The following is a 21,646-nucleotide window of genomic DNA, read 5'->3' as shown; positions in this document are numbered from 1 at the left end:
AATGTCTTTTAAATTCCAAACCGAACAAAAAATATACGAAATAGCGAAAGTGAAAGTAGGCGGGCAGCCGGGAGAACTACCCACATTCTTGATTGGTTCTATCTTTTGGCTCGGTCAAAAAATGGTTCAAGATGCCAACAAAGGCATTTTTGATGCACAAGCTGCTGAACAAATCATAAACACTATGCAAACTCAAAGCGACATCACAGGTGTCCCATTCGCTTTTGACATCGTCGGCACAACCGAACTCGCTTTTGAGAAGTACATTGACTTCGTTGCAAAACACACTGACGCACCATTAATGCTCGATGCTATGAGTCCAAAGACACGAATGGCAGCCGCAACAATGGCGAAAAAGATGGGTCTACAAGACAGATGCTTCTACAACTCTGTCTACAAAGGCGTAACCGATGCTGAATTGGCAAATCTCAAGGAAAGCGGCATAAAAATGTCAATTGTCCTTGCAGATGACCCCAAAGACACCACTTTAGAAGGCAAAATGAAAGTCATCGTTGAAGCTCTCGCATTAGCCGAAAAAGGCGGAATCACAAAACCACTCATCGACACAGCTATCCCCGCGTTCGCTCCAGACATGGGTACAGCCGTAAGAACCATACCCATCATGAAAGAAAAGTATGGTCACCCAGTCGGCTTAGGCAGCGGAAACGTTGTCACAACCATGGGTTGGGTTAAAGCAAACGTCGGTAAAGAATTCCGATTAGGATGCAGAACCGCAACCAACGCAATCATGCAAACTGTAGGCGCAAACTGGCTAATGATCGGACCAGCCGAACAAGCGGAATATGTGTTCCCAGCTGTTGCAGTCACAGACGCATATATTGCATCTGCCGCAGGCGACTTAGGCACAAGACCGCTAGACGAGACACATCCAATCTACAAGATGTTCATGTAAACCCCCCTTCCTTATTTTTTATTTTTTGAGAGCAAATGAAGTGTTAAAATCTGAACGCATTAAGATGGCTTGAAATTATCGTCGCGTTCACCGTTTTGACATTATTGGTTACCTATCTTATTCCGAATGATTCGTTGCTTGTGTTTTTGCGTTATGTTTTCGGGTTTATTTTTGTTTCTTTTGTACCTGGTTACTGTTTAGTCAACATACTGTTCCTTAACAAGAATAAGCTTGATTTGGTTGAAGAAATCGTTTTGTCGGTTGCATTGAGCTTTGGATTAGCTGGTTTGGTAGGTCTATTCTTAGGACTATCGCCTATTGGGATCAACTTTACTTCAATCACTGTTTCTCTCGGTAGTTTAGTTCTGGTTTTGGCTGTTGTGGCGTTCGTAAGAAAAAGAAAAGACCTACCAGTACTTCAGGTGCAGAGCCCGCAGCAAGTAAGCGCCTGAAGTTTTAACAGCTGAAATTCCATATGTCCCGCCTCTGCGCATCATTTTTAACACGTAGCCTGGGCGTAGGTAGAATTGTTGGTAGGCTTTGTAGCGGAGTTCAGCAAGTTTCTCCATGCTCAACCAAGGCGTTTCGAATGTTGGTCCAGCCGTGTCATATTTGTCGAAGTCTGTTACGCGAAGCCAGCCGTTTTTGATTACTTGGTCATACATTGGTGTTCCCGGGTATGGTGTGGCAACGTAGAAGCCAACATCGTCTGGGTTTAGTTCTTTGACAAAGCGGATGGTTTCTTTGGCTGTTTGTTCGGTTTCACCTGGGAACCCTAAAACTACGTTAGCGATTGTCATTAGTCCAACATCGTGAGCTGTTTTGTAGGCTAAGCGGGTTTGGTCAAGCTTTATTTTTTTGTTCATTGCGCCTAGGATGGCTTCTGAGCCTGATTCGACGCCTAACCAAACTGCAATGCAGCCTGCGTCACGCATGGTTTTGAGGAGGTCTCGGTCAACCATGTCTACCCGTGTTCCGCAATCCCAAATCATATCCAACTTTCGCGCATGGAGTTCCTCGCAGATTTTAAGAACACGGTTGCGGTCAACTGAAAACGCATCATCATAAAATGTTACCTGTTCGACACCATATTTGTCGTGGACAAGTTGCATTTCGTCAACAACGTTTTTTGGGCTTCGCCAGCGGTAACCTCTGCCGAACATACGCACTGTGCTGCAGAAGTCACACCAGAAAACGCAACCTCGACTGGTGATTAGTGGGAAGAGGACTTTGCCCATTCGTTTTAGGGCGTCAAGCGGAAGAAGGTGATGGGCTGGGAAGGGAAGTTTGTCTAAATCTTCAATGAATGGTCTGTCTGGTGTGCGTATGATTTTGCCGTCTTTTTGGCGGAGGGTTATGCCTAATACGTTTGCGAGGCTGATTTTGTTTTGCAGGTTGTTTAGGAGCTCTTTGAAGGTTATTTCTCCTTCTCTACGCACAACAATATCTAGAGTTGGATACTCGTTTAGGGCGTTTTCATCCCAGAAGGTTCCATGGCTCCCTCCAAGCATCGTTATGGCGCTTGGGTGGGCTTCTTTGGCTATGTTGATTAGTTTCATGGCCGACTTGTAGAGAAGTGTAGTGGCGGTTACTCCGATGACGTCCGGTGTTTCTTTGCTGATTCGTTCTCTGAAGGCGTTATAGGTTAGTTTTTCTGCTTGACAGTCGATGGCGTTGACTTCGTGTCCTTCTTGTTCTGCTATGGCGCCAAGGTAGGCTATGCCCAGTGGAATGAAAGGTGGATGAGAATGAACGTTGGGTGGATACGGAGGATTAATGAGAGTAACCTTCAACGGTGGTTCGCCCTTTTTGTGGTGAGTGGTTAGACGTCAAGACGCATTATATAGTTTTCTAGATAAAGTCGAAGAATGCAAAAGTTGCCTTTTCTAGGAGAAATAGAGGGCTATTAAAAGAAATTCTTAAAATATAAAACGTTGAAAGTATGCTATGCTGGGAAGCCTTAACGTGGAAGCGAGAAATCTTTGGGCTCTTTTGCGTGCTCATTATCAGTTAATCGGAGTTTTAATCGGTGTCTTCCTTGTTTTGGTTTCAACAGGAATTTATACCAACTGGGATGCACAGCTTGAGTTCGAGGCGGCCTCAAACGTTGTTAACCGCGGTTTTCCTTATGTTTCATCTGGGTTTATGATTAATCAGCCGCCGTTGGGTTTCTATTTGGATGCACCTGTCTTTCACTTGTTTGGTTTGTCCTATGAGAACGGGGTTGGTTTTGTGGGTTTGTTTGGGCTTGGTTGTGTGGTTCTTGTTTATGTTTTGGGTTTGTTGTTGTATGGGAAACTGACTGGGTTGGTTGCTGCCGCGCTCTTTGGCATGGTTCCATGGCAAGTTTACATGTCAAGAATCTTTTTGATTGATGTTAAATGCCTTTTTTTCAGTCTGTTTTTTTTGATATTGGGCATTTTGGCGGTTCGAAGAAATTCTGAGAAATTAGCGCTGTTTTGCGGGGTTGCTTTTGCCGCGGCGTTAATGACCAAGCTTTTTGCCGTATTGCTGTTGGTTCCCCTGTTGTTGATTATATTTTTACAGAGAAAGGAAAGCGTTTTTCGGCTTTCTTTAAGAAAAGTTGCGATTTTTCTTGTGCCTGCACTTGTTATGCACGTGGTTTGGTATGGCATTTTTGCTCCTCAGAATTTTTTTGCGGTTTATTTCAGCACTGATTTTTCTCATCCAGTGTTGATAGATAATCCATCATTAACGTTCCTGCCAAGATTGCTGGTTGGAAGTTTAGGTTGGTTTCTGCTGATTGCTGTTGGTTTTTCGCTCGCTCTTTCATTTGCGTACAAGGAACTATTTTCAAGAATAACAAGGATAGACGCCTTATGTGTTGTGACGATTTTAGCGGTTGCAGGATTAGATTTACTGTTCGTTTTCGGCTTCCATTTGCTGGTGCCCTACGTTAGCGCTTTTAAGTACAACTATTTTGCTTTGCCTTTTTTTTGTTTGCTTGCGGCTTCATTGGCTGGAAAAAGTGTCCTCTTAGTTCAGTCTAAAAACTTGAAAAGTTGGAGCGGGAAGTTTAAGCTGGTGCTTGTTGGGCTGAGTTTATTTTTGTTGTTGACTTGTTTGGTTGAGAGTTTAGCTTTCCTCCTTGAGTGGGATGGGTTTGTGGCTTTTGAGGTTGATTCAGCTGGGCACTATTTCCCATTCAACCTCTTCTCTGCCCCACCTGAGAGTTTTTTCCATGTTTTCCATTATGCCGCGGTTGCTGTGATTGTAGTCAGTTTGCTCTTTCCTTTGATTGCACGTGGTTTCAGGCGTGTGCTGTGGCGCGTTAGATAGTGTTCCTTTCTTTTGCTAGTTAGGGGAACTGAGGTTTTTAACAGCTAAATTCTTATGGGACAGCAGCATGATTGCTAGTCTATCGAAGGCAAAAATTTGAACGTTAAAAAAATTTGGAAAAACGATTACCTCAAACTAATAACAATCATCGTTGTAATCGTTGTAGTAATTGCTGGCTTTATGTTGGGTCTACAGGTAGTGCTGAACACCTCCTCTCCGATGTTGGTGGTGGATAGCGGTAGTATGTGTATTCCTTCCGGTAGTTACTGTGATGGCTGGAGCCATCCGTTTAGTCGAACGTTGCATGAAGGGGACATAATAATTATTCAGGGAGTTGATGCTAAAGATTTGAACACAAATTACCCTGACAGCGACATTATCGTTTATCGAAATCCAGCTAATCCTTCAGGAACGCCCATTGTTCACAGAATAGTAAGCGGTGAAGAGATTAACGGTACGTTTTATTTCCAAACGAAGGGCGACGGCAACGACACTCCTTGGCCAGCAGTTCCTTCAAGTGACGAGTATGATTCAAACCGTTTTTGGAGAACTGGGCAGGGTGTTTCGCAAGACCTTGTGGTGGGTCGGGTGGTCCTGCGTATTCCGTGGTTTGGGTGGATTACTCTTATAATGCGGAGAAATCCTTTAGGTTATCCTGTAGTCGTTGGGCTAATATTGCTGCTCGTGGTTTTAGAGTTTATTCTACCATTTATTAAAGCAAGAAAACACAAAGACAAAGATGACAAACAGGCGCTGAACTTGGCGTCTCAATAGCAAGCAGAACTTACTGTTAAGCATGGTCTGTTGGTTTTTCCTACGGGGTCTTTTTTATGCTGTTTGGGAGGAGTCCCAGAGAAACTGGAAGTACTCCCGTGCGAAGCCGACTAAGCCCACATGGTTGCTCCAGATGACGAGGTTTGGTTTGTCTTCGCCTAAAAACAGCATGGCTTCTTTGCCGTCCGCGATTATGCCGCCGCCGAACATGTGGTCACGGATGCGTAGCTCGTTTAGGCTTGCGAATTTTTTTATGAAAAGCCAGTCTTTTTTGTTGCCAGCAGCCATGAGTTTAACGTTGACCGTTTTTTTCAAGCCGCTACTCAATAGGGGTTCTGCTATTGCGATTAGTGGTTTAGCGAACTCTGGGGCAGCAATGACGATTTCCTTGGAAGCTTTAGACAAGACCTCTTCAATCTTGCTCAATACAGCTTGTTGACCGCGCAGAATAAGCATATCTGGGCGCTCGACAAGTTCGCGTTTTTCGTAGAGAGGTTGCAGTTCCTGCGTGACCGTGTTTTCCCAGTTGAGGTACTTATCTTCCAACTGCAACTTTGTAAAACGCATCGCCTCTAAGGGTGGTACTGGGTAATATTTGAAGGGTCGGCTTTCGCTGCTTTTTATCCAGCCTTTATCTTTGAGTGAATTGAGGACTTCGTACATTTTGCTGTAGGGCACTTGGGCTTCTTGACTTATCTCCATAGCGGTCATCTGCCCGCCTTCCAGTAGCACTATGTAAGAGTCGATTTCGTAGGCGTTTAAGCCCATCTCATGCAAGACATCCCGAGTTTTCTCGTTTATTGACATGTTTTTCCCCTCAATCACCGTAGGAAACGTTTGGAAACCTTATTATGGTGATATTTGTTCTTAAGCACTTCTGCAATAGCGCTACGTGTAAGAAGGCAAAAAGTATGCAAGATATTAAATCTACAAGAAGCATTTGCCCAGAATGTCTAAAACAATTAGACGCAATCATCTACGAAGACGGCGGCAAAGTCTTCATCAGAAAAGAATGCCCTGAGCATGGAGCTTTCCATGAGCTTTACTGGTCTGACTACGACCAATACGTTCGGGCAGAAAAATTCCGTTATGACGGCGACGGACTGGAAAACCCGCGCACCGAGAAAAAGCGCGGTTGCCCCTACGATTGCGGCATTTGCCCCGAACACAAGTCGCACACTGCGCTTGCTATTATTGATGTTACGAACCGTTGCAACCTAAAGTGTCCAGTTTGCTTCGCTAACGCGTCAGCAGCTGGCTACGTGTATGAGCCCACAGCAGAGCAAGTTACAAGCATGCTTGAGAACCTTCACAATAACAAGCCTGTCCCCGCAACAGCCCTGCAGTTTTCAGGTGGAGAGCCAACCATCCGCAATGAGCTTTTCGATTTTGTTCGAAAGGCAAAAGAGATTGGCTTTAAACATGTAGAGGTTAATACGAATGGTGTTCGACTGGCATCTGACCCCGAGTATGCTAAGAAGTTGAAGGCGGCTGGGGTTAGCACAATTTATTTGCAGTTTGATGGTTTGACGCCTGATGTTTACAAGTTTATTCGAGGTTTGGATTTGCTTGAGACGAAGATGAAAGCTATCGAAAACCTTCGCCAAGCAGGCTATAACAGCATCGTGTTAGTCGTCACATTGGTTAAAGGTGTCAATGACCACCAGCTTGGAGACATTATTCGTTTTGCCGCCAAAAACTTCGATGTAATAAGATGCGTTAACGTTCAGCCTGTTTCGCTCTGTGGCAGACTACCTCAGCAAGAACGGGAGAAAATGCGCATCACAATCACTGACTTTATGCGTCTTGTTGAAGAGCAAACCAGCGGCGAGATTAAAGTTTCAGACTTCTATCCTGTTCCAGTCGTTGTGCCGGTTTCGAAAGCAGTTGGCGCATTGAAAGACAAGCGGTATGTGGAGTTTACAGCGCATCCTCACTGTGGTATGGCAACCTTCGTGTTCATAGAAGACGGCAAGATAACGCCTATTACACGCATGGGCAACATCGAAAAGTTCACAGGCTCACTCAAGCAGGTTTACGCTGACGCAGTGAAAGGTAGCAAAAGTAAAGCAAAACTTCGCCTTGTCGGCTCCGCTCGCCACATAAAGTTCTCTTTCCTAAGAAAGTACGTTCTTAAGGTCTTAATGGAAGGCGACTACAGCTCGCTTGGAGACTTTGCAAGGAGCGCGCTCATGGTTTCGTCAATGCACTTTATGGATCCCTACAATTTTGACCTTGAACGAGTCCAACGCTGTGTCATCCATTATGCAGTGCCAGACGGCAGAATCATTCCTTTCTGCACAATGAACTCCATCCACCGGACTGAAGTGGAAAAGAAACTTGGCGTTCCAATTAAAGAGTGGAAAGAAAAACATAAGGTTGAAATAAGCCAGCCAATCTAGATGTTGAGAATCAAAAATTCGGTAAGGTGAATAAAGCATGGGTGGAAAAAAGAAGCTTGGCTTAAAGCAGATGGAAAAGCAGCAGGTAAAAGAAGACGAAACCAAAGATGCGAAGAAGAAAGAGAAAGCTGGACCGCCAAAAGAAAAGAAACTAGTCGGCATCATGACACCTGACGCAAAGGACAGCAAAGTCATTAGCGAAGTCAAAAAAATGAACGTTCTAACACCGTACACAGTTGCAACACGCTACGGCATAAGAATTAGCGCGGCTAAAGACTTCCTTGAACAGCTTGAGGCTAACGGTGCAATACAGCTTGTCTCAGGTAGTCACAACATAAAAATCTACAAGCCTGCAGCATAACTGCATTAAGTTCCCACTTTAATTGGAGTAGTTTATTTTGAGTTTTCCAGAAAGAATCTACACAACAAAAGAAGTAAAAACTGCAAAAAAGCTAGTTGACCAAGGGTACAAACATGAACTAACAGTTGAAGGCACACCAGACTTCAAAGAAAAAGTCAACCATGCCCTCGAACTCATAAAAACCGCTGGTTACTACGACTTTCTAAGAACATATGTTCGCAAAATCTTTGAAATGGATGGCATAACACAACTACGCGAAACAGAAGCAACTATTTGGGCAAACAAGTTCGCCGTCGAAAACACGGTTGATGCCGCCAGCCTGTTTATCCAAAAAGCTTACCACATGAAAGAATACCTCGAAGGCGAACTCTACTACGGCGGCAACGCAGAAAAACGCACAGTCGCAAAACGCATGGAATTTCTGCAAGCGCTCAAAGAAAAAAGCAACGACAGCAGTGTTAAAGAAGAATGCGCGCGTCTGCTTGATATGTGGGAAAACAGCTCACTTGCCTTTTAAGCATTCAAAAGCTCAACTTTTATTGTTGCTCCGCTTCTAACTTGCTTAAAAAGTTCTAAGTTGCTTGTAATTTTGCCCAGTATACTCACTGGACTGTAGGGTTGAGATTTTCCATAGAAAACACACAATGCACTGCCCATGGGCCAAAAAGCAATGGTGCCTGCTTCTACGGTGGGCTTGGCTTTTTCTTCGCCCATTTTTACTGGGATTTCAAAGTAAACCTCTTCTTTCCACAGGGCGGCTCTGCCTTCCATCGGTAGTTTGCGCACGATAAAGTCAATGGTTCTGGGGGCAAGGAACCTGACTAGTTCGCCTTCTGCTGTACCTAACCCCTCAATAACGAATTTGACTTTTACCCGTGAGACGCCTTCTTCACTCAATGCTTCATTCTCCTTTCAAGAAAATTGAATAAGATTGTAAATCAGAGGTATAGTAGGGGAAGTTCAATTTAACTCTTACAGTACATAGCAGTAGGCTTGTTTATTGCAAGAGGCTTAGCACGGTTTCCCCGATAAAACTAATCTGTTCCTCGGTGACGCTAGGATGAATCGGCAACGAGAAAACTTGTTTTGCGGCTTTGACAGTTTCTGGCAGTACTGCTCTTCCAAAGTTTTCCCGATAAAACGGCATATCATGCACTGGATTAACATAGTACGCCTCGGCGCTTATGCCTTTTTTCTTTAATTCGTCTAAGAGGCTGTTGCGTTCCTCCATGGTGCCATCTTTTAGTCGTGCAGTGTACAGGTACCAGCTGTGCAGTCTATCCTTTGATTCGTAAGGCAGAACTAGGCGACTGCTTTTTTTGAGGATGCTGGTTAGTTGTTGTGCGTTTTGGCGGCGTTTTTTGATGAATGAAGGCAGTTTCTGGAGTTGCACATTGCCTATGGCGGCTTGGATTTCTGACATGCGGTAGTTTGTTCCAAGCATCAGGGAAGCGTACTTGGCTTTTTCACCGTGAGTCCTAATCATGCGTAAAGTTTCTGCTATCTCGTCATTGTTCGTGGTTATCATGCCGCCTTCGCCTGTCATCATGTTCTTACTTGCGTAGAGGCTCCAGCAAGCCACATCAGCAAAAGCTCCCGCAGGTTTCCCATCATAGGTTGTGCCATGTGCTTGAGCTGCATCTTCCAACAAAGCTAAACCGTGCTTGTCAGCGATTTCTCGAAGCGGCTTCATATCCGCCGAAAAACCATACAAGTCTACGGGCAAAATTGCCTTCGTTTTTTTGGTTATCGCTTTCTTTACCGCTTGAGGCGAAAGATTGTAAGTTTCTGGGTCAATGTCAGCAAAAACAGGTTTCGCACCTGCTAAGGCGACAGCTTCAGCGGTAGCTACAAAAGTGAAACTTGGCACAATAACTTCATCACCATGCTTAGCTCCAACAGCCATAACCGCGGCGTGTAAAGCGGCAGTGCCCGTGTTCACCGCCACAGCGTGTTTAGCGCCTGCAAATTTTGCGTAGTTTGCTTCAAACTCTAAGACTTTTGGGCCTGCGCCCAGCGCGTTGGTTAGGGGTCCTTTGCGGATGACTTCTAAGACTGCTTGGGCTTCTTCTTCGCCGACTTCTGGCTTGTTAATCGGGATCAAATGGTGCGCCTCGCTCTCTATGTTATTGGGGACTGATATATTTCCATTACCAATCAGGTGCTATCTTTTTCTGATGGCTATTTCTTTAGATTTCGGTTTAAATCCGAACAAATCCATAATTGTTTGTTTCTTCCTAATACTTTTTCGTCCTCGACTTTGCATGCTTCGTGTATTCTAAGTGGTATGAGGTATCTCAGTCAAGAAACTTTGACGAAAAAGCTCTTAAGAAATAGGTTTTGTTTGTTACCTATGAGCAAGATAGTAACTGCTGCTATGATTTCGGGATTAATTGTGTTAGCTACCATATGTAATCCAGCAGTTGTGGATGCTCAGGAGTATTATGACATTGATGGCGCCACAATGATTTCACCAAGTATATCAGTTACCTCTCCACACAACAACACCGTAATAAATAACGATTACATTTCAGTGATTTTCAATGTTTCTGGACCACAAGTAATTGATATGGCACCAAGGGTTGATTTTCATCTCGCCCATATTGTTAAGGTTTGCTTTAAGGGTGATTGGCAAAACGAGACGCAAATTCTGTATTTCACGGATTCAAAATTCAATGTATCTGCCGATAATTTTCTTGAGTTTAATGTTACTCTGTCAAGCATTCCCAGTGGAACACATCAATTAGCAATCACAGTAGAGGGCTATGTATACATGGTAATGGCTATGGTTTATTCGTCTGAATACTACCCAAGTTCAAATGCTTCAATCATTTTTACTGTGGAACAAGATCCTGTTTTTTCCCCAAGTAGCCTAATTAAAGTAATCACAGCAGTCACCATTGCAACGGCTGTTTTAATTATGCTCCTATATTATTACCAACGTAAAAGGAAGCTAAACAAGTAAGCAAAAGTTTTCTCCAAACTGGATAGCCCAATAATTATTCGATTGGAATTTCTTGTGCTCGTTTATAGTCAACTATGACTTTTATGCCGCGTGCCCTAAACTCCGCATCCAACTCCGCGTCGCCAGTGTCAACTCTCAAGCTCTCAAGCCTGTCCAGCTTGCTTTTGGTTGCCACCACGACGATGTTTTCTATGCCTACTTGACGGATTACTCTGGCGCTTATTTGCTGGTTGCCTCTGCCGAAAATGAAGCCTTGCCCACCGATGGGCGTTACAATAATCCGCACTGTTTTGCTTTTTATCGCCTGCAGGATTTGTTTCTCGTTTACGTCTGTGGCGATTATTTTCTTGTTCTCGATGAGGTCTACGCCTAGGAGGGTTTTTTTCTGGTCTAAGAGGTCAGCGATTGTACGTGTGGTGGTTCCCGGACCTACAATGTAAAGCGTATTTGGTTGCATTTGCTCAATAATGTATAGGGCGATGGCTACTTGGTTTTCCGCTTCGCTCTCAGTCATTGGAGAAGCCATCTTGTTGCCTTGAATCAGGTGTGGCTCGTAGGGGCTTAGCGTGTACCCGTAAAGCTCAGCGGAGAGGCGTCCTTCTCTGAAGGCTTGCTCGTCCACATCCATAACTTCGGCTTCTCTGATGGGTAGCCCGCTCCACAGGAACCTGATTGCGACTCTTGCGGCTGCTTGGGGGCTGATGGCGAATAGGGCGCTGTGCATCTTAACACCTGTGGGCACTCCGAGCACGGGCAGTTTTAGGTCAATGGCTTTTTGGATGTCGCGGGCTGTGCCGTCTCCACCGCAGAAAACCAGCAAATCCGCTCCTGCTTGGGCAATTTGTTTAGCGGTGTCTTGTGTGTCTTTTGGGGTGGTTTCTTGTTTGGGCTCGCCGATGGCGATGTAGTTGTAGCCGTGTTTTTTTGCTTGTTTTTCGCCCATTTCCGCGGCGCCAACAAGCAGGGTTATGTGTGGTTTGGTTGGGACCAATTCGGCAAGGAAGGTTTCTGCTCGCTCTGTTGCCACGGGTTTTGCGCCCAGAGCGATGGCTTTGTTTAGGGTGGCTTTGCCGTCTGTGCCTTTTAGTCCGACTGCGCCGCCCATGCCTGCGACTGGATTAACTATGAAGCCGATTGTTTTTGTTTGTGGTTTGGTTTCACTGATATTCAAGTGTAATTTAACCTTGATAGTATAGGTTGGCTGGTTAAATAAAAAGAAAATGAAAGAATGGAAAGGGGGGAGGGAGGCTACGTTTTAGAGTGGTTCGCAGCTTATGTATTTCTTGTTTACTTCGTTTAGCCACGGATAGAGCTTGTGCAGTTTTTCCATGGATTCGGCTACTTTTTGGGTTGGGTATTCGTAGGGTTGAAGGTTGCCGCTGAAGTATTCGTCGTATGCTGCCATGTCAAAGAAGCCGTGTCCGCAGAGTACGAAGAGGATGGTTTTTGCTTCGCCTGTCTGTTTGCAGCGTAGTGCTTCGTCTATGGCGCCTTTGATGGCGTGGGATGGTTCTGGCGCTGGGATGATGCCTTCTGCTTGGATGAATGTTTTTGCTGCGTCGAAGACTTCTATTTGGCTGTAGGCTTCGGTTGTCATTTGTTTTGTTTGTGTGAGTACGCTGATGGTTGGTGCTATGCCGTGGTAGCGTAGTCCGCCTGCGTGTATCGGCGCTGGAATGAAGTCGTGTCCTAGTGTGTGCATGGGCACAAGGGGAGTGAGTTTGGCTGTGTCGCCGTGGTCATATTGGTACCAGCCTTTGGTGACCTTGGGGCATGCTGTGGCTTCTGTAGCTACGAATTTGCATTCTTTAGGTGCTTTCTTTGCGACTTTATCGTAGTAGAATGGCCACATTAGACCGCTGTAGCTGCTGCCTCCGCCGATGCATCCGTAGATTACGTCGGGGTAGTCGTCTACCATTTCGAGTTGTTTTTTGGCTTCTAGGCCTTCTACGGTTTGGTGTAGGCATACGTGGTTGAAGACGCTGCCGATGGCATAGTTGGTTTCTGCTTCGTTAACAAGCGCATCTTCTACGGCTTCGCTGATGGCTATGCCTAGGCTGCCTTTGCTTTTTGGGTCTTCAGCTAGGATTTTTCTTCCTGCTTCTGTTCTGCTGCTTGGGCTGGCGATGCATTCTCCGCCGAAGGCTTTCATGAGCATTTTGCGGTAGGGTTTTTGGTCGTAGCTTGCGCGTACCATGTAGATGGTGGATTGTAGTCCGAACATCATGGCTGCAAACGCTAAGGCTGAGCCCCATTGTCCTGCGCCTGTTTCTGTGCTGAGGCGTTTGGTGCCTTCTTTCATGTTGTAATAAGCCTGTGGAACGGCAGTGTTTGGTTTGTGGCTGCCTGCTGGGCTTACGCCTTCGTATTTGTAGTAGATTTTTGCTGGTGTTTTGAGCGCTTTTTCTAGACCTGTGGCTCTGATGAGTGGTGTGGGTCTCCAGATGCGGTAGACTTCTCGGACTTCTTCAGGGATGTTTATCCAGCGTTCTTGGCTGATTTCCTGTCCGATGATTTCTTTGGGGAAGATTCTTGGGACTATGCCGACGCCTGGCTCCTTTGTTGCTACGTCTATGAAGGGTGGGAGCGGGTGAGGTAGGTCGGGGACGATGTTGTACCATTGTTTTGGTATGTCTTCTTCTTTTAGTAAGATTTTTTTGCTTGGCATGTGGTTCGCCTTTAATTTGAGTTAGAAAGGGTACTTTAAGGTTTTATTTAAGGCTTTTGTGTACAGTTTTGTACGTGTGTTTCTTTGGCGCTAACAACACATTTATACTTAAACGCACAGAAACATGCATCAGCGAATCAAAATGTGGAACAAAATAAAAAGCCAACTCCAAGAGTACCCTGAGCGTCTAAAAGTTGCCCGCGTCCTAATCGAGAATGGACTTAGCGCGAAAGGCGACAAAATCTACCTAAATGAGATTGAGATTCCGCCCGTGCGCGTTGCCAGAGTCGCGGGTGTTGACCGTCGCACCGTGAATGAGACACTAAAATCTATTGAGGAAAATGCTGAGTTGCGCATGATTTTTGAAGAGCTTCGCCCCGCAGGACACTCGCTCAAAGAAATCGCCAAACCCCTCAACCTAGGCGTGGTTGAAATTACTCCTACGAACGCGAGGTCGCCGGGCATACTTGCCAACACAGCCGTAGTCCTAAACAGGGCAGGGTTGAGCATACGCCAAGCCATCGTAGACGACCCCGAACTGAGCCCAGAACCCAAACTCACCTTCATCGTAGAACGCAAAATCCCCGGAGAACTAATACCAGAAATCCTAAAAACACCAGGAGTAGCCAAAGTCTCAGTCTACTAAGCACCTATTTATAATAGAGGTATAGAAAAAAATCGCAACAGAAAAAAACAAAAAGAAAAAGAATGGCGTTAAGACAGCCATTTTAAAGGAATATCTTGGAAAGTCCCATCCGGCAACGTGCGGCGAATCGTAATCGGCAAAATCCCAGCATCAAACTCTGACATAGCAATATCAATCGGATTCGTATTCTCAGCAGCATCAACCAAAATCGGCGCACCCATAGAAATCTGCAACGCACGAGCACCAACAATCCGAGCCTTCTCAAACCGAGTTGCCTTCGGAGGACCAACACTAACTTTCACATCAACCAAACCTAATACTCTCCAGAACCAGGATAACCACCCATACCACCCATGCCTCCCATACCACCACCAGGCATACCTCCCCCAGGCGGCATCGGAGGACTCTTCATCTTACCAGACGCAATTACATCATCAATCTTCAAAATCAACGAAGCAGCCTCAACCGCACTCTTAACAATCTGCTTCTTAACACCCAGCGGCTCAAAAACCCCAACCACAGACATATCCACAACCTTCCCGCTGAGCATCTCTATTCCAGCCCAAGTTTCACCCTTCTCGTGCCGAGCACGCAACTCAGACAAAACATCAACAGGGTCCAAACCAGCATTCTCCGCTAACGTAACAGCAATCGACTCGAAAGCATCAGCAAAAACCCTAACCGCAAGTTGCTCTCTCCCCGGCAAAGTCTGAGCATAACCCTTAAGCGCTTTCGCAACCTCCAATTCAGGAGCCCCACCACCAGCAACAACTTTAGGCTCCAAAAGCAAATCCTTCACAACGCAGAGGCCATCGTGAATCGAACGCTCAGCTTCTGCAGTCATACGCTGAGTCCCACCGCGAACCAAAATCGTCACAGCCTTCGGGTTCTTGCAGCCCTCAACAAACGTCATTTTATCATCACCAACTCTGCGCTCTTCCACAACCGCAGCGCAACCAAGGTCAGAAGCTGAAAGTGCATCGATGTTGCTTTGGATTTTGCCGCCTGTGGCTTTGGCGAGCTTTTCCATGTCTGATTTTTTGGCTCTTCTAACAGCGATTATGCCTTTTCGAGCAAGGAAATGCTGCACCATGTCGTCAATGCCTTTTTGGCAGATAACGACGTTGGCGCCTGAAGCCACAATTTTTTCCACCATCGTTTTGAGCATGGTTTCTTCCTGTTTTAGGAACGCTTCAATCTGCTCGGGCGATTCAATGTTAATTTTTGCGTCTAACTCGGTTTTTTCAACTTCCAGTGAAGCGTCAAGCAATGCAATCTTGGCGTTTTCTACGCGTTTTGGCATGCCTGTGTGGACGATCTCTTTGTCTAAAACTATGCCGTTGATTAGGGTGGTGTCGCTTGTGGATTCACCTGTTTTCTTCTCAACTTTGACATCGTCAACATCCACTTTGTAAGAGCCGCCTGTTTTCTCGGCTACTGCAAGCATGGCTTTTACAACGATGCCAGCCAGGTATTCTTTGTGTTCAGCTACGATTTTGCTGCCCATGGATGTGGTTGCTGCTTTTTTGAGGTAATCTTTTAATTTTGTGTCGATGGGGATGGCGATTTTCTCAAGTGTTTCAAGGGCTTTTTCTGCAGCTTTTCTGTAGCCGTCAATTATGATGGTTGGGTGAATGTTTTTGTCGATGAGTTCTTCGGCGCGGTTTAGGAGTTCTCCTGCGATTATGACGGCGCTGGTTGTTCCGTCGCCTGCTTCTTTGTCTTGTGTTTTGGCGACTTCGACGAGCATTTTTGCTGCTGGGTGCTGGATGTCCATTTCGTCGAGGATTGTGCGTCCGTCGCTTGTGATGGTGACGTCTCCGAAACTGTCAACGAGCATTTTGTCCATGCCTTTTGGGCCAAGAGCGCTTTTGATGCTTTCGGCTACGATTTTTGCGGCTGTTATGTTGCCGTGTTGGGCTTCTCTTCCGCGTGTGCGGTTTGAGCCTTCTTTTAGGACGAGAACGGGTATGCCGCTTGCTTGGGTTGGTGCTGTTGACAAAGTGTGGTTAGCCTCCAGTTAGTGCGAACAACAAGAAAATGTGGCTTGCAATATAAGTTTTTCTAGTGATGGCGTGTTTATGTAGCTATTTGTTTGTGGTTTTTGTATCGTGTGCTTGTTTTTTTGTGTTGTTGTTTTTTTAGTAGTTGTGAGTGGGCTTAAGCGGGATTTTTTTCTATAGCCCCCTATTATATAGGCGGTATATGGAAGCGTATGCAGAAAAAAGCGAGGGCTTGTTTGTTTGCGGTAGACCTATCCCCCTATAAAAGCATGAATTGAATTGTTGTTTTTTGCCGAGCGCGAGGTTTATTGTCTTCGCCAAAATGAAACATATCAGCCATTATGTATTAGGCAAATACGATACTTTAGGTATTGTTGACTATTTTTTTAGTCAAAAGAACTTAAATTTGTTTAATCGCAAATTAGCTTTTTAGAGGATGAAGATAATGTTTAGTAAAGCAGATAGCTCTCAACCCTCCAATACGTCAACCACATCTGCACTTCCGATTCCAAACAAGGGACGAAAAAGACTTTACACTTTCTGTGGAGTCATAGCGGCAATAGTTATCGCTTCAGCCCTTTTTGTTCCGCAAGCTTTAGGCTCAACAATAGAATTAGGCTTAAACTACTCGGTTGGAGAAAAAATGCTGTACACAACCACAAACACGGTTACCAACCAAATGAGCAACACAACGATAGACGTACAAACTAATCCCATATCAGAAACCTACAATTCAACAGGTAGCTATGAAATCCTTGGCTTTGACGGCGAAAACTACACCATCAAACTCACAATAACTTCAGAAATAAACGGAAAAACCATTTCTATACCCCTGACAACAAACAACACACGCAAATCAACGTACTATAACAATCTTTTGCCATCAGGGTCACCAGCGTTTTTCTTAAACGTTACTGGTAATCCCGCTCTTGAAGCATATTTGGCGAAAACGCAGGTGAACCTCGGTGATGTTTGGCAGTTTCCAGTAAGCACAGGCAACGCAAGCCTCGGCTTAACAGGCGAAATAACACTCAAATTCGCCGGTATCCAAGAAATCACCGTTCCAGCAGGTACCTACAAGGTTTTCGTGGTGGAACTCTCAAGCAACAACCTGACTATGCATATTAGTCCAGACAACGGGGTTATAAGCGGAAGTATTTTGGATAACTCTATATTGCAGCTAACTGGCAAAACGTACCTTGAATATGGAACCTGCCGTTTAATCAAATCAGAATTAACACAAGAAACTACGATGCAAGCAACTGGCATAAGCGGAGCATCTATCATTTACTCAGAAAAAATCCTCGTCGAGCATACGAAACCTTGATGATTCCAAAACGCTCCTTTTTAGAAAGGTTTTGAAATACAAAGGTATTAAGCTTCATATTGTGCCTGTGTAGGTATGAAACTCGTCAGTGCCTGCCTAATCGGCGTTAACTGTAACTTTGAAGGGAAAAACTGGTTAAACCCCAACCTGCTCGAAGAATTTTTGAAGGGTGATTTATTTCCTGTTTGCCCAGAAGTTTTAGGCGACTTGCCTGTGCCGCGGGTGCCCGCTGAAATTCAGGGCGGCGACGGCTCAGACGTATTAGCTGGCAAGGCAAAAGTGGTTAATGAGAGAGACGTTGATGTTACACGGCAATTTGTTGCTGGAGCCACTGCAACTTTGAGAATCGCTCAGTCCATTGGTGCAAAAGAGGCCTTGCTTATTGAGAAGAGTCCTTCGTGTGGTTGCGGGTTGATTTTTGATGGCACATTCTCTGACAAATGCGTTGAGGGTAATGGGGTAACTGCGGCGTTGCTGAAGAAGAACGGCATTAAAGTCATATCGGTTAAAGCTAAGCCTTAGCCCTTGGCTATTTGTTTGTGGTAGTGGCGTCACTACTGCAAACGCTTTTACTTTAAAACCCGTTGTTTCTCTGTAGCAACTTGCCTCTGAACTGGCATGATGGTTTTTGGAAAAGGCAAGTATAGTGGTTGGGGCTTTAATGGTTTTAGTTGAAGGCATCAAAATGAAAGTTAAGCGTATACCAAAAAAGCAGCTTAACGCTATATGGAAAACGCTGAGTAGTAAACCGTTGCCAAAAGTTAAGGCTCTGCAATTGAGCGATGAAGATTTTAACCATGCCATCGAACACAGGCACTGCCCTGAGGATGCATTGCGGGAAGTTGTGGAATGGGGCAGGATTCTTTCAATTAAGGGTACGGATGCGTGCGTGTTTAACGCTGACGAAACCGATGACGCCCAATACATTATACTTGTGAGGCAAACCCCATATCACAGTTTAGACGAAATCCTTCTGCATGAGCTCTCGCACATTGCTAAAGGCGACCTCTAACCTAAATTTTCCCAGCAACAGTTTCTGCAAATAATCGCAAGCTCTCAACGCTGGGCAAGTCGGCAAAGAACAGCATAAAGTACGTCACGCCTAAATCAACGTAAACTTGCAAGTGTTCCCTGCACTGTTCAGGTGTCCCAGCTAAAGCAGTTTTCTTGAACTCTTGCACGCTAAAGTTAGCAGGTTTTGCCTTGGAGATTTTCTCAGCAAGTGATGCCTCACTTTCTGCAATAAGCACCTGACCGCTAGGCCAGCATGAACGTTCAATTTCAGCAAATTTCCTGCCGACTGCTCTACAATGATTTTCTAACACCTCAAGCTTATGTTTATAGATTTCAATGGATGGCAGATATCCCCAATCGAACCTGTCAGCGTACTGTGCAGTTACTTTGAGCAGTTTTTCTCCGCTTCCGCCAATGGTTATGGGCGGATGAGGCTTATGTAGTGGTTTTGGTTCGCAAACTGCATCCTTGAGCGTATAATACTTCCCGTCATAGCTTGCTTTTTCTTGCGTCCACAGCCGAATTATAACTTCCAAAGCCTCGCCTAAGCGTTCTGTTCGAATACTCGGTTTGGGAAAACCGAAACCGTAAGCAACATGCTCTGCTTCTTGGACTCCTGCTCCGATGCCGAACTCTAACCTGCCGTTTGATATGACATCCAGTGTTGCCGCGGTTTTGGCAAGCAAAGCGGGGTTTCTGTGTTGAATGCATGAGACCATTGTTCCAAGGCGAATCTTGCTCGTCAGACTTGAGAGCGCAGAGAGTGTTGTCCAACTTTCAAGGATGGACCAGTTGTTGTACATGAGGTGGTCGTCTAGCCAAACCGAGTCGTACCCTGTTTTTTCGCATTCCAGCACTATGTTTTTGATGTGGTCGTAGTACTTTTTGGGTTCTTTGGCTTGGAATGCATAGAAAGGCAGGAATACTCCGAATTTCAGTTTAGCCAAACTTTTGCCACCGTTAAGCTGTGAAGATTATTTGGAATAGGCAGTAATAGGTTTTGGCATATTTCCTGTCGGTTTTGCGTTTGACTAAGCATGATGGTATGGTAAAATTCTGCGGTTGATGGATAAGTAATTAATAATTCATAAAGCCTTTCTTTAGAAATAACAAAGCTTAAGCGTGGTTCCAAACAGTGCCAAAGAACGACTCTTCTGCCTTCGACATCTTCGGTTTACTATCAGAAGATACTGAGGAGAAGGCAAAGAAGAAGCGTCGGCAAGAGCTTTTGGAGCCTACAGGCGTAAAAGAAATTTTCAAAGATGGCAAAATCTCCATCAACAAGTTTACCTGTGTCGGCGGACAATGTAAACTATGCATTAAAGCTTGCCCAACCAATGCCTTGTACTGGACCGCAAGCGGAGTAGGCATCACTGAGGATCTGTGCGTTTACTGTGGTGCCTGTGTGCTTTGCTGTATGGTGGACGACTGCATCAAAGTGGAGCGGAAACGTGAAGACGGCAAAACCGAGCGTTTCAGCAAACCCAAAGACGTCATTATGCTTGAAGAGAAAATTAACGCAAAGAAGCGTTTTGAACGGGTGAAATCGGTTTTCCCAAACACTGACGTTTACTGCGACAGGTACAGCAAGCAATAACTTTAGTTTGCCTTTTGGGCATCGACAAATGTGTTCGAGTCAACATGAACCTCTAAGCAGCTATTTTGAGACTCTTTCACTCTAGCGTTAACTACCAGCAAACGCATGCCAACCTCAAGCTTCTTTTCCAACTCAAGCACTTGCTCATTCCAAACAACCAGCGTCGTTTCGCCTGACTCGTCCGCTAAAGCCACCCGCATCACCGCTCCCTCGCCTTCACTGTTTCGTGGAAAAGTGTTTCTGCTCAAAATCGCTTTCACGGTGCCTAGCAGGTGCACGTTGCCCGAATCCTTGTGTAGGCTCTTGATTTTCGCGGTAAACTTTTCGAGGGATGGATAAGCAGTGTCTTCTGGTGTGATTTCGATTTGGCTTTTACCCCCAAGATGTAACTCTGTCTTGCCGTACCTGTCTTGCCGCGTGTAACCATGCAACAACCGCACCGCAAGCCCAGCTTTCAACTCGCCACTTTCAATCGCATCCGCTTTTTTATCCCACAGCACCACCCGAAGTAAGCCCTCGTTATCCGCCAGTATCACGGTTGCAAACTTGCCCGATTTCTCAGCGCCCTGAAAGGTTTTAACAGGAAAAACAGCGATTAAGCGTCCAGCCACCGTAACATCATTCAACCCAGCAAACAAACGACCTGTTGATAATATTCCACTGTTGTGGAACGAGTTTTGCTGGACTTGGACACCGAATTTGGCGGCAATCAACCTCAACAGCGTCTCGTCGCCGAGCAACCCGCCTGTTTTGGCCCTTTCAGCCTCAAGCCTCTCCAGAATTTGTTCTTGGCTGATTTGCTGGTTTTTCTGCAGAATCTCTTGGATGATGTCTTGTGTGGTCATTTTGCGCCGAAACGATTAGCGCGTTAGGGGTTTTTAATATTTTGCATTCTCGCTTGTGGCTGGCTACGTTTATTAAAACGGCAGTTTATTTTTAGTTTGGAGCGCTGAATGCCACGGTTACCCTTGAAACTTTTTACGCGCTTGCCTTAGCGTTAATTGTTGTCGGAATCGTAATCATAGTCATCGTCCTAATCCTCGCTTCCACGCGTGGTGGTGCCAAGGGGAAGGTGCGCGGTGCAGGTGTCATCATGATTGGTCCAGTGCCGATAATTTTTGGTACAGACAAAAAATCAGTTAAAACGGTTTTGGCGCTGGCGTTAGCGCTCACCATTGTGATGCTAATTATAATGTTGCTGTATTATTGGTGGTTGAGGTAAAACGATATGAATGATGGGGAAACCGATGAATATGCGGATGAGGACGACAGTTTTTCTAACAGGCTCTTCGTTTTTCTGCTATTAGGCGTAGCTTTGGTCTTCATCGGCATAATTGTTCTGGTTGTCGTCTCGTCGGCGCTCGGCGGTTCAGGAAGCGTCGGCGGAGTAATCCTCATCGGCCCAATCCCTATTATCTTCGGCTCTGGACCCAACGCAAGCTGGCTAATAATAATTAGCGTAATTCTTACGGTGATAAGCCTAATCTTGTTTTTTGTGTTGAACCGCAGGTCAAGAAGGTTTAGCGGTTAAAAGTTCCTACTCGGGTTCTTGCTCTTCTTCTTTGCCGTAATAAGCATACAGGAAGATTAACAGTAGAGCAATAAACACTGAGCCCATCAGAACATATTGGAGTGTTACGAAGTACGCGCTTAAATCCATCTGGGTTCTCCTTGCA

At 45.3% G+C, this 21,646-nt stretch carries 26 protein-coding genes; 14 read left to right on the top strand and 12 right to left on the bottom strand.

Going from position 1 to position 21,646, the window contains the following annotated elements:
• Window position 1: 1 nt before the first annotated feature.
• Window positions 2-913 carry a tetrahydromethanopterin S-methyltransferase subunit H gene (gene mtrH, locus NWE95_03040; GenBank protein MCW4002872.1) on the top strand — a complete coding sequence of 304 codons (912 nt, stop codon included), beginning with the start codon at window positions 2-4 and terminating at the stop codon, window positions 911-913.
• 77 nt (window positions 914-990) lie between these two features.
• Window positions 991-1,365, top strand: coding sequence for a DUF1616 domain-containing protein (locus NWE95_03035; GenBank protein ID MCW4002871.1), 375 nt, complete (start codon window positions 991-993; stop codon window positions 1,363-1,365).
• On the opposite strand, the gene NWE95_03030 is transcribed toward NWE95_03035, so the two are convergent.
• Window positions 1,321-2,706, bottom strand: coding sequence for a cobalamin-dependent protein (locus NWE95_03030; GenBank protein MCW4002870.1), 1,386 nt, complete (start codon window positions 2,704-2,706; stop codon window positions 1,321-1,323). The genes NWE95_03035 and NWE95_03030 overlap by 45 nt on opposite strands.
• A gap of 154 nt (window positions 2,707-2,860) precedes the next feature.
• Between NWE95_03030 and NWE95_03025 the strand changes: the two genes are divergently transcribed.
• Together NWE95_03025 and NWE95_03020 are read left to right on the top strand one after the other, a co-directional pair.
• A complete protein-coding gene (locus NWE95_03025) occupies window positions 2,861-4,213 on the top strand; it encodes a glycosyltransferase family 39 protein (protein MCW4002869.1) in 1,353 nt (450 codons plus the stop codon).
• Between the two features lie 96 nt (window positions 4,214-4,309).
• Window positions 4,310-4,987: a hypothetical protein gene (locus NWE95_03020; GenBank protein MCW4002868.1), complete on the top strand. Its 678-nt coding sequence runs from the start codon at window positions 4,310-4,312 to the stop codon at window positions 4,985-4,987.
• 54 nt (window positions 4,988-5,041) lie between these two features.
• Here the strand turns inward: NWE95_03020 and NWE95_03015 are convergent, their stop codons facing one another.
• Complete coding sequence (locus NWE95_03015) at window positions 5,042-5,794, bottom strand: hypothetical protein (protein ID MCW4002867.1); 753 nt, start codon at window positions 5,792-5,794, stop codon at window positions 5,042-5,044.
• A gap of 104 nt (window positions 5,795-5,898) precedes the next feature.
• On the opposite strand from NWE95_03015, the gene NWE95_03010 reads away from it, so the two are divergent.
• From NWE95_03010 to NWE95_03000, 3 genes are read left to right on the top strand one after another with little or no spacing between them, the layout of a single operon-like run.
• Window positions 5,899-7,389, top strand: coding sequence for a radical SAM protein (locus NWE95_03010; protein MCW4002866.1), 1,491 nt, complete (start codon window positions 5,899-5,901; stop codon window positions 7,387-7,389).
• Between the two features lie 37 nt (window positions 7,390-7,426).
• Window positions 7,427-7,750: a hypothetical protein gene (locus tag NWE95_03005; GenBank protein ID MCW4002865.1), complete on the top strand. Its 324-nt coding sequence runs from the start codon at window positions 7,427-7,429 to the stop codon at window positions 7,748-7,750.
• 37 nt (window positions 7,751-7,787) lie between these two features.
• Entirely contained in the window at window positions 7,788-8,267 is a 480-nt protein-coding gene (locus tag NWE95_03000) for a hypothetical protein (protein ID MCW4002864.1), read from the top strand.
• Here the strand turns inward: NWE95_03000 and NWE95_02995 are convergent.
• Both NWE95_02995 and NWE95_02990 read right to left on the bottom strand, forming a co-directional pair.
• Window positions 8,264-8,647 carry a cyclophilin-like fold protein gene (locus tag NWE95_02995; GenBank protein ID MCW4002863.1) on the bottom strand — a complete coding sequence of 128 codons (384 nt, stop codon included), beginning with the start codon at window positions 8,645-8,647 and terminating at the stop codon, window positions 8,264-8,266. The genes NWE95_03000 and NWE95_02995 overlap by 4 nt on opposite strands.
• Before the next feature lie 100 nt (window positions 8,648-8,747).
• Window positions 8,748-9,854 (bottom strand): DegT/DnrJ/EryC1/StrS family aminotransferase, encoded by a 1,107-nt coding sequence (locus NWE95_02990; GenBank protein MCW4002862.1) that lies wholly within the window; start codon window positions 9,852-9,854, stop codon window positions 8,748-8,750.
• Between the two features lie 249 nt (window positions 9,855-10,103).
• Between NWE95_02990 and NWE95_02985 the strand changes: the two genes are divergently transcribed.
• The gene (locus tag NWE95_02985) at window positions 10,104-10,715 is read left to right on the top strand and encodes a hypothetical protein (GenBank protein MCW4002861.1); all 612 of its coding nucleotides are present in this window, start codon (window positions 10,104-10,106) and stop codon (window positions 10,713-10,715) included.
• Between the two features lie 34 nt (window positions 10,716-10,749).
• Here NWE95_02985 and NWE95_02980 read toward each other — a convergent pair whose 3' ends face one another.
• Together NWE95_02980 and NWE95_02975 are read right to left on the bottom strand one after the other, a co-directional pair.
• The gene (locus tag NWE95_02980) at window positions 10,750-11,886 is read right to left on the bottom strand and encodes an ATP-NAD kinase family protein (protein ID MCW4002860.1); all 1,137 of its coding nucleotides are present in this window, start codon (window positions 11,884-11,886) and stop codon (window positions 10,750-10,752) included.
• 84 nt (window positions 11,887-11,970) lie between these two features.
• On the bottom strand, window positions 11,971-13,383 hold the full coding sequence (locus tag NWE95_02975; GenBank protein MCW4002859.1) for a TrpB-like pyridoxal phosphate-dependent enzyme: 1,413 nt from the start codon (window positions 13,381-13,383) through the stop codon (window positions 11,971-11,973).
• A gap of 142 nt (window positions 13,384-13,525) precedes the next feature.
• On the opposite strand from NWE95_02975, the gene NWE95_02970 reads away from it, so the two are divergent.
• Window positions 13,526-14,029, top strand: coding sequence for an amino acid-binding protein (locus NWE95_02970; GenBank protein ID MCW4002858.1), 504 nt, complete (start codon window positions 13,526-13,528; stop codon window positions 14,027-14,029).
• 68 nt (window positions 14,030-14,097) lie between these two features.
• On the opposite strand, the gene NWE95_02965 is transcribed toward NWE95_02970, so the two are convergent.
• Both NWE95_02965 and thsB read right to left on the bottom strand, forming a co-directional pair.
• Window positions 14,098-14,331 (bottom strand): DNA-directed RNA polymerase subunit K, encoded by a 234-nt coding sequence (locus NWE95_02965; GenBank protein ID MCW4002857.1) that lies wholly within the window; start codon window positions 14,329-14,331, stop codon window positions 14,098-14,100.
• A gap of 11 nt (window positions 14,332-14,342) precedes the next feature.
• Window positions 14,343-16,031: a thermosome subunit beta gene (gene thsB / locus NWE95_02960; GenBank protein ID MCW4002856.1), complete on the bottom strand. Its 1,689-nt coding sequence runs from the start codon at window positions 16,029-16,031 to the stop codon at window positions 14,343-14,345.
• Window positions 16,032-16,477: 446 nt separating this feature from the next.
• Between thsB and NWE95_02955 the strand changes: the two genes are divergently transcribed.
• The 3 genes from NWE95_02955 (at window position 16,478) to NWE95_02945 (ending at window position 18,371) form a co-directional block, all read left to right on the top strand.
• On the top strand, window positions 16,478-17,359 hold the full coding sequence (locus NWE95_02955) for a hypothetical protein (GenBank protein ID MCW4002855.1): 882 nt from the start codon (window positions 16,478-16,480) through the stop codon (window positions 17,357-17,359).
• 75 nt (window positions 17,360-17,434) lie between these two features.
• The gene (locus tag NWE95_02950; protein MCW4002854.1) at window positions 17,435-17,881 is read left to right on the top strand and encodes a DUF523 domain-containing protein; all 447 of its coding nucleotides are present in this window, start codon (window positions 17,435-17,437) and stop codon (window positions 17,879-17,881) included.
• Between the two features lie 139 nt (window positions 17,882-18,020).
• Window positions 18,021-18,371 carry a hypothetical protein gene (locus tag NWE95_02945; GenBank protein MCW4002853.1) on the top strand — a complete coding sequence of 117 codons (351 nt, stop codon included), beginning with the start codon at window positions 18,021-18,023 and terminating at the stop codon, window positions 18,369-18,371.
• A 1-nt stretch (window position 18,372) separates the two neighbouring features.
• Here the strand turns inward: NWE95_02945 and NWE95_02940 are convergent, their stop codons facing one another.
• Window positions 18,373-19,320: a TIGR03560 family F420-dependent LLM class oxidoreductase gene (locus NWE95_02940; GenBank protein MCW4002852.1), complete on the bottom strand. Its 948-nt coding sequence runs from the start codon at window positions 19,318-19,320 to the stop codon at window positions 18,373-18,375.
• A 188-nt stretch (window positions 19,321-19,508) separates the two neighbouring features.
• On the opposite strand from NWE95_02940, the gene NWE95_02935 reads away from it, so the two are divergent.
• Complete coding sequence (locus tag NWE95_02935; GenBank protein ID MCW4002851.1) at window positions 19,509-19,970, top strand: hypothetical protein; 462 nt, start codon at window positions 19,509-19,511, stop codon at window positions 19,968-19,970.
• Window positions 19,971-19,972: 2 nt separating this feature from the next.
• On the opposite strand, the gene NWE95_02930 is transcribed toward NWE95_02935, so the two are convergent.
• On the bottom strand, window positions 19,973-20,815 hold the full coding sequence (locus tag NWE95_02930; protein ID MCW4002850.1) for an OB-fold nucleic acid binding domain-containing protein: 843 nt from the start codon (window positions 20,813-20,815) through the stop codon (window positions 19,973-19,975).
• A gap of 133 nt (window positions 20,816-20,948) precedes the next feature.
• Window positions 20,949-21,146 (bottom strand): hypothetical protein, encoded by a 198-nt coding sequence (locus NWE95_02925; protein ID MCW4002849.1) that lies wholly within the window; start codon window positions 21,144-21,146, stop codon window positions 20,949-20,951.
• A 52-nt stretch (window positions 21,147-21,198) separates the two neighbouring features.
• Here NWE95_02925 and NWE95_02920 point away from each other — a divergent pair, with 52 nt between their 5' ends.
• The gene (locus NWE95_02920; protein MCW4002848.1) at window positions 21,199-21,501 is read left to right on the top strand and encodes a DUF131 domain-containing protein; all 303 of its coding nucleotides are present in this window, start codon (window positions 21,199-21,201) and stop codon (window positions 21,499-21,501) included.
• Window positions 21,502-21,507: 6 nt separating this feature from the next.
• Here the strand turns inward: NWE95_02920 and NWE95_02915 are convergent, their stop codons facing one another.
• Entirely contained in the window at window positions 21,508-21,630 is a 123-nt protein-coding gene (locus NWE95_02915; protein MCW4002847.1) for a hypothetical protein, read from the bottom strand.
• Window positions 21,631-21,646: the final 16 nt, after the last annotated feature.

The organism is Candidatus Bathyarchaeota archaeon, assembly GCA_026014725.1.
In the GTDB taxonomy this organism is placed as follows: Archaea; Thermoproteota; Bathyarchaeia; order Bathyarchaeales; family Bathycorpusculaceae; genus Bathycorpusculum.
This window is presented reverse-complemented; position numbering and strand designations above follow the sequence as displayed.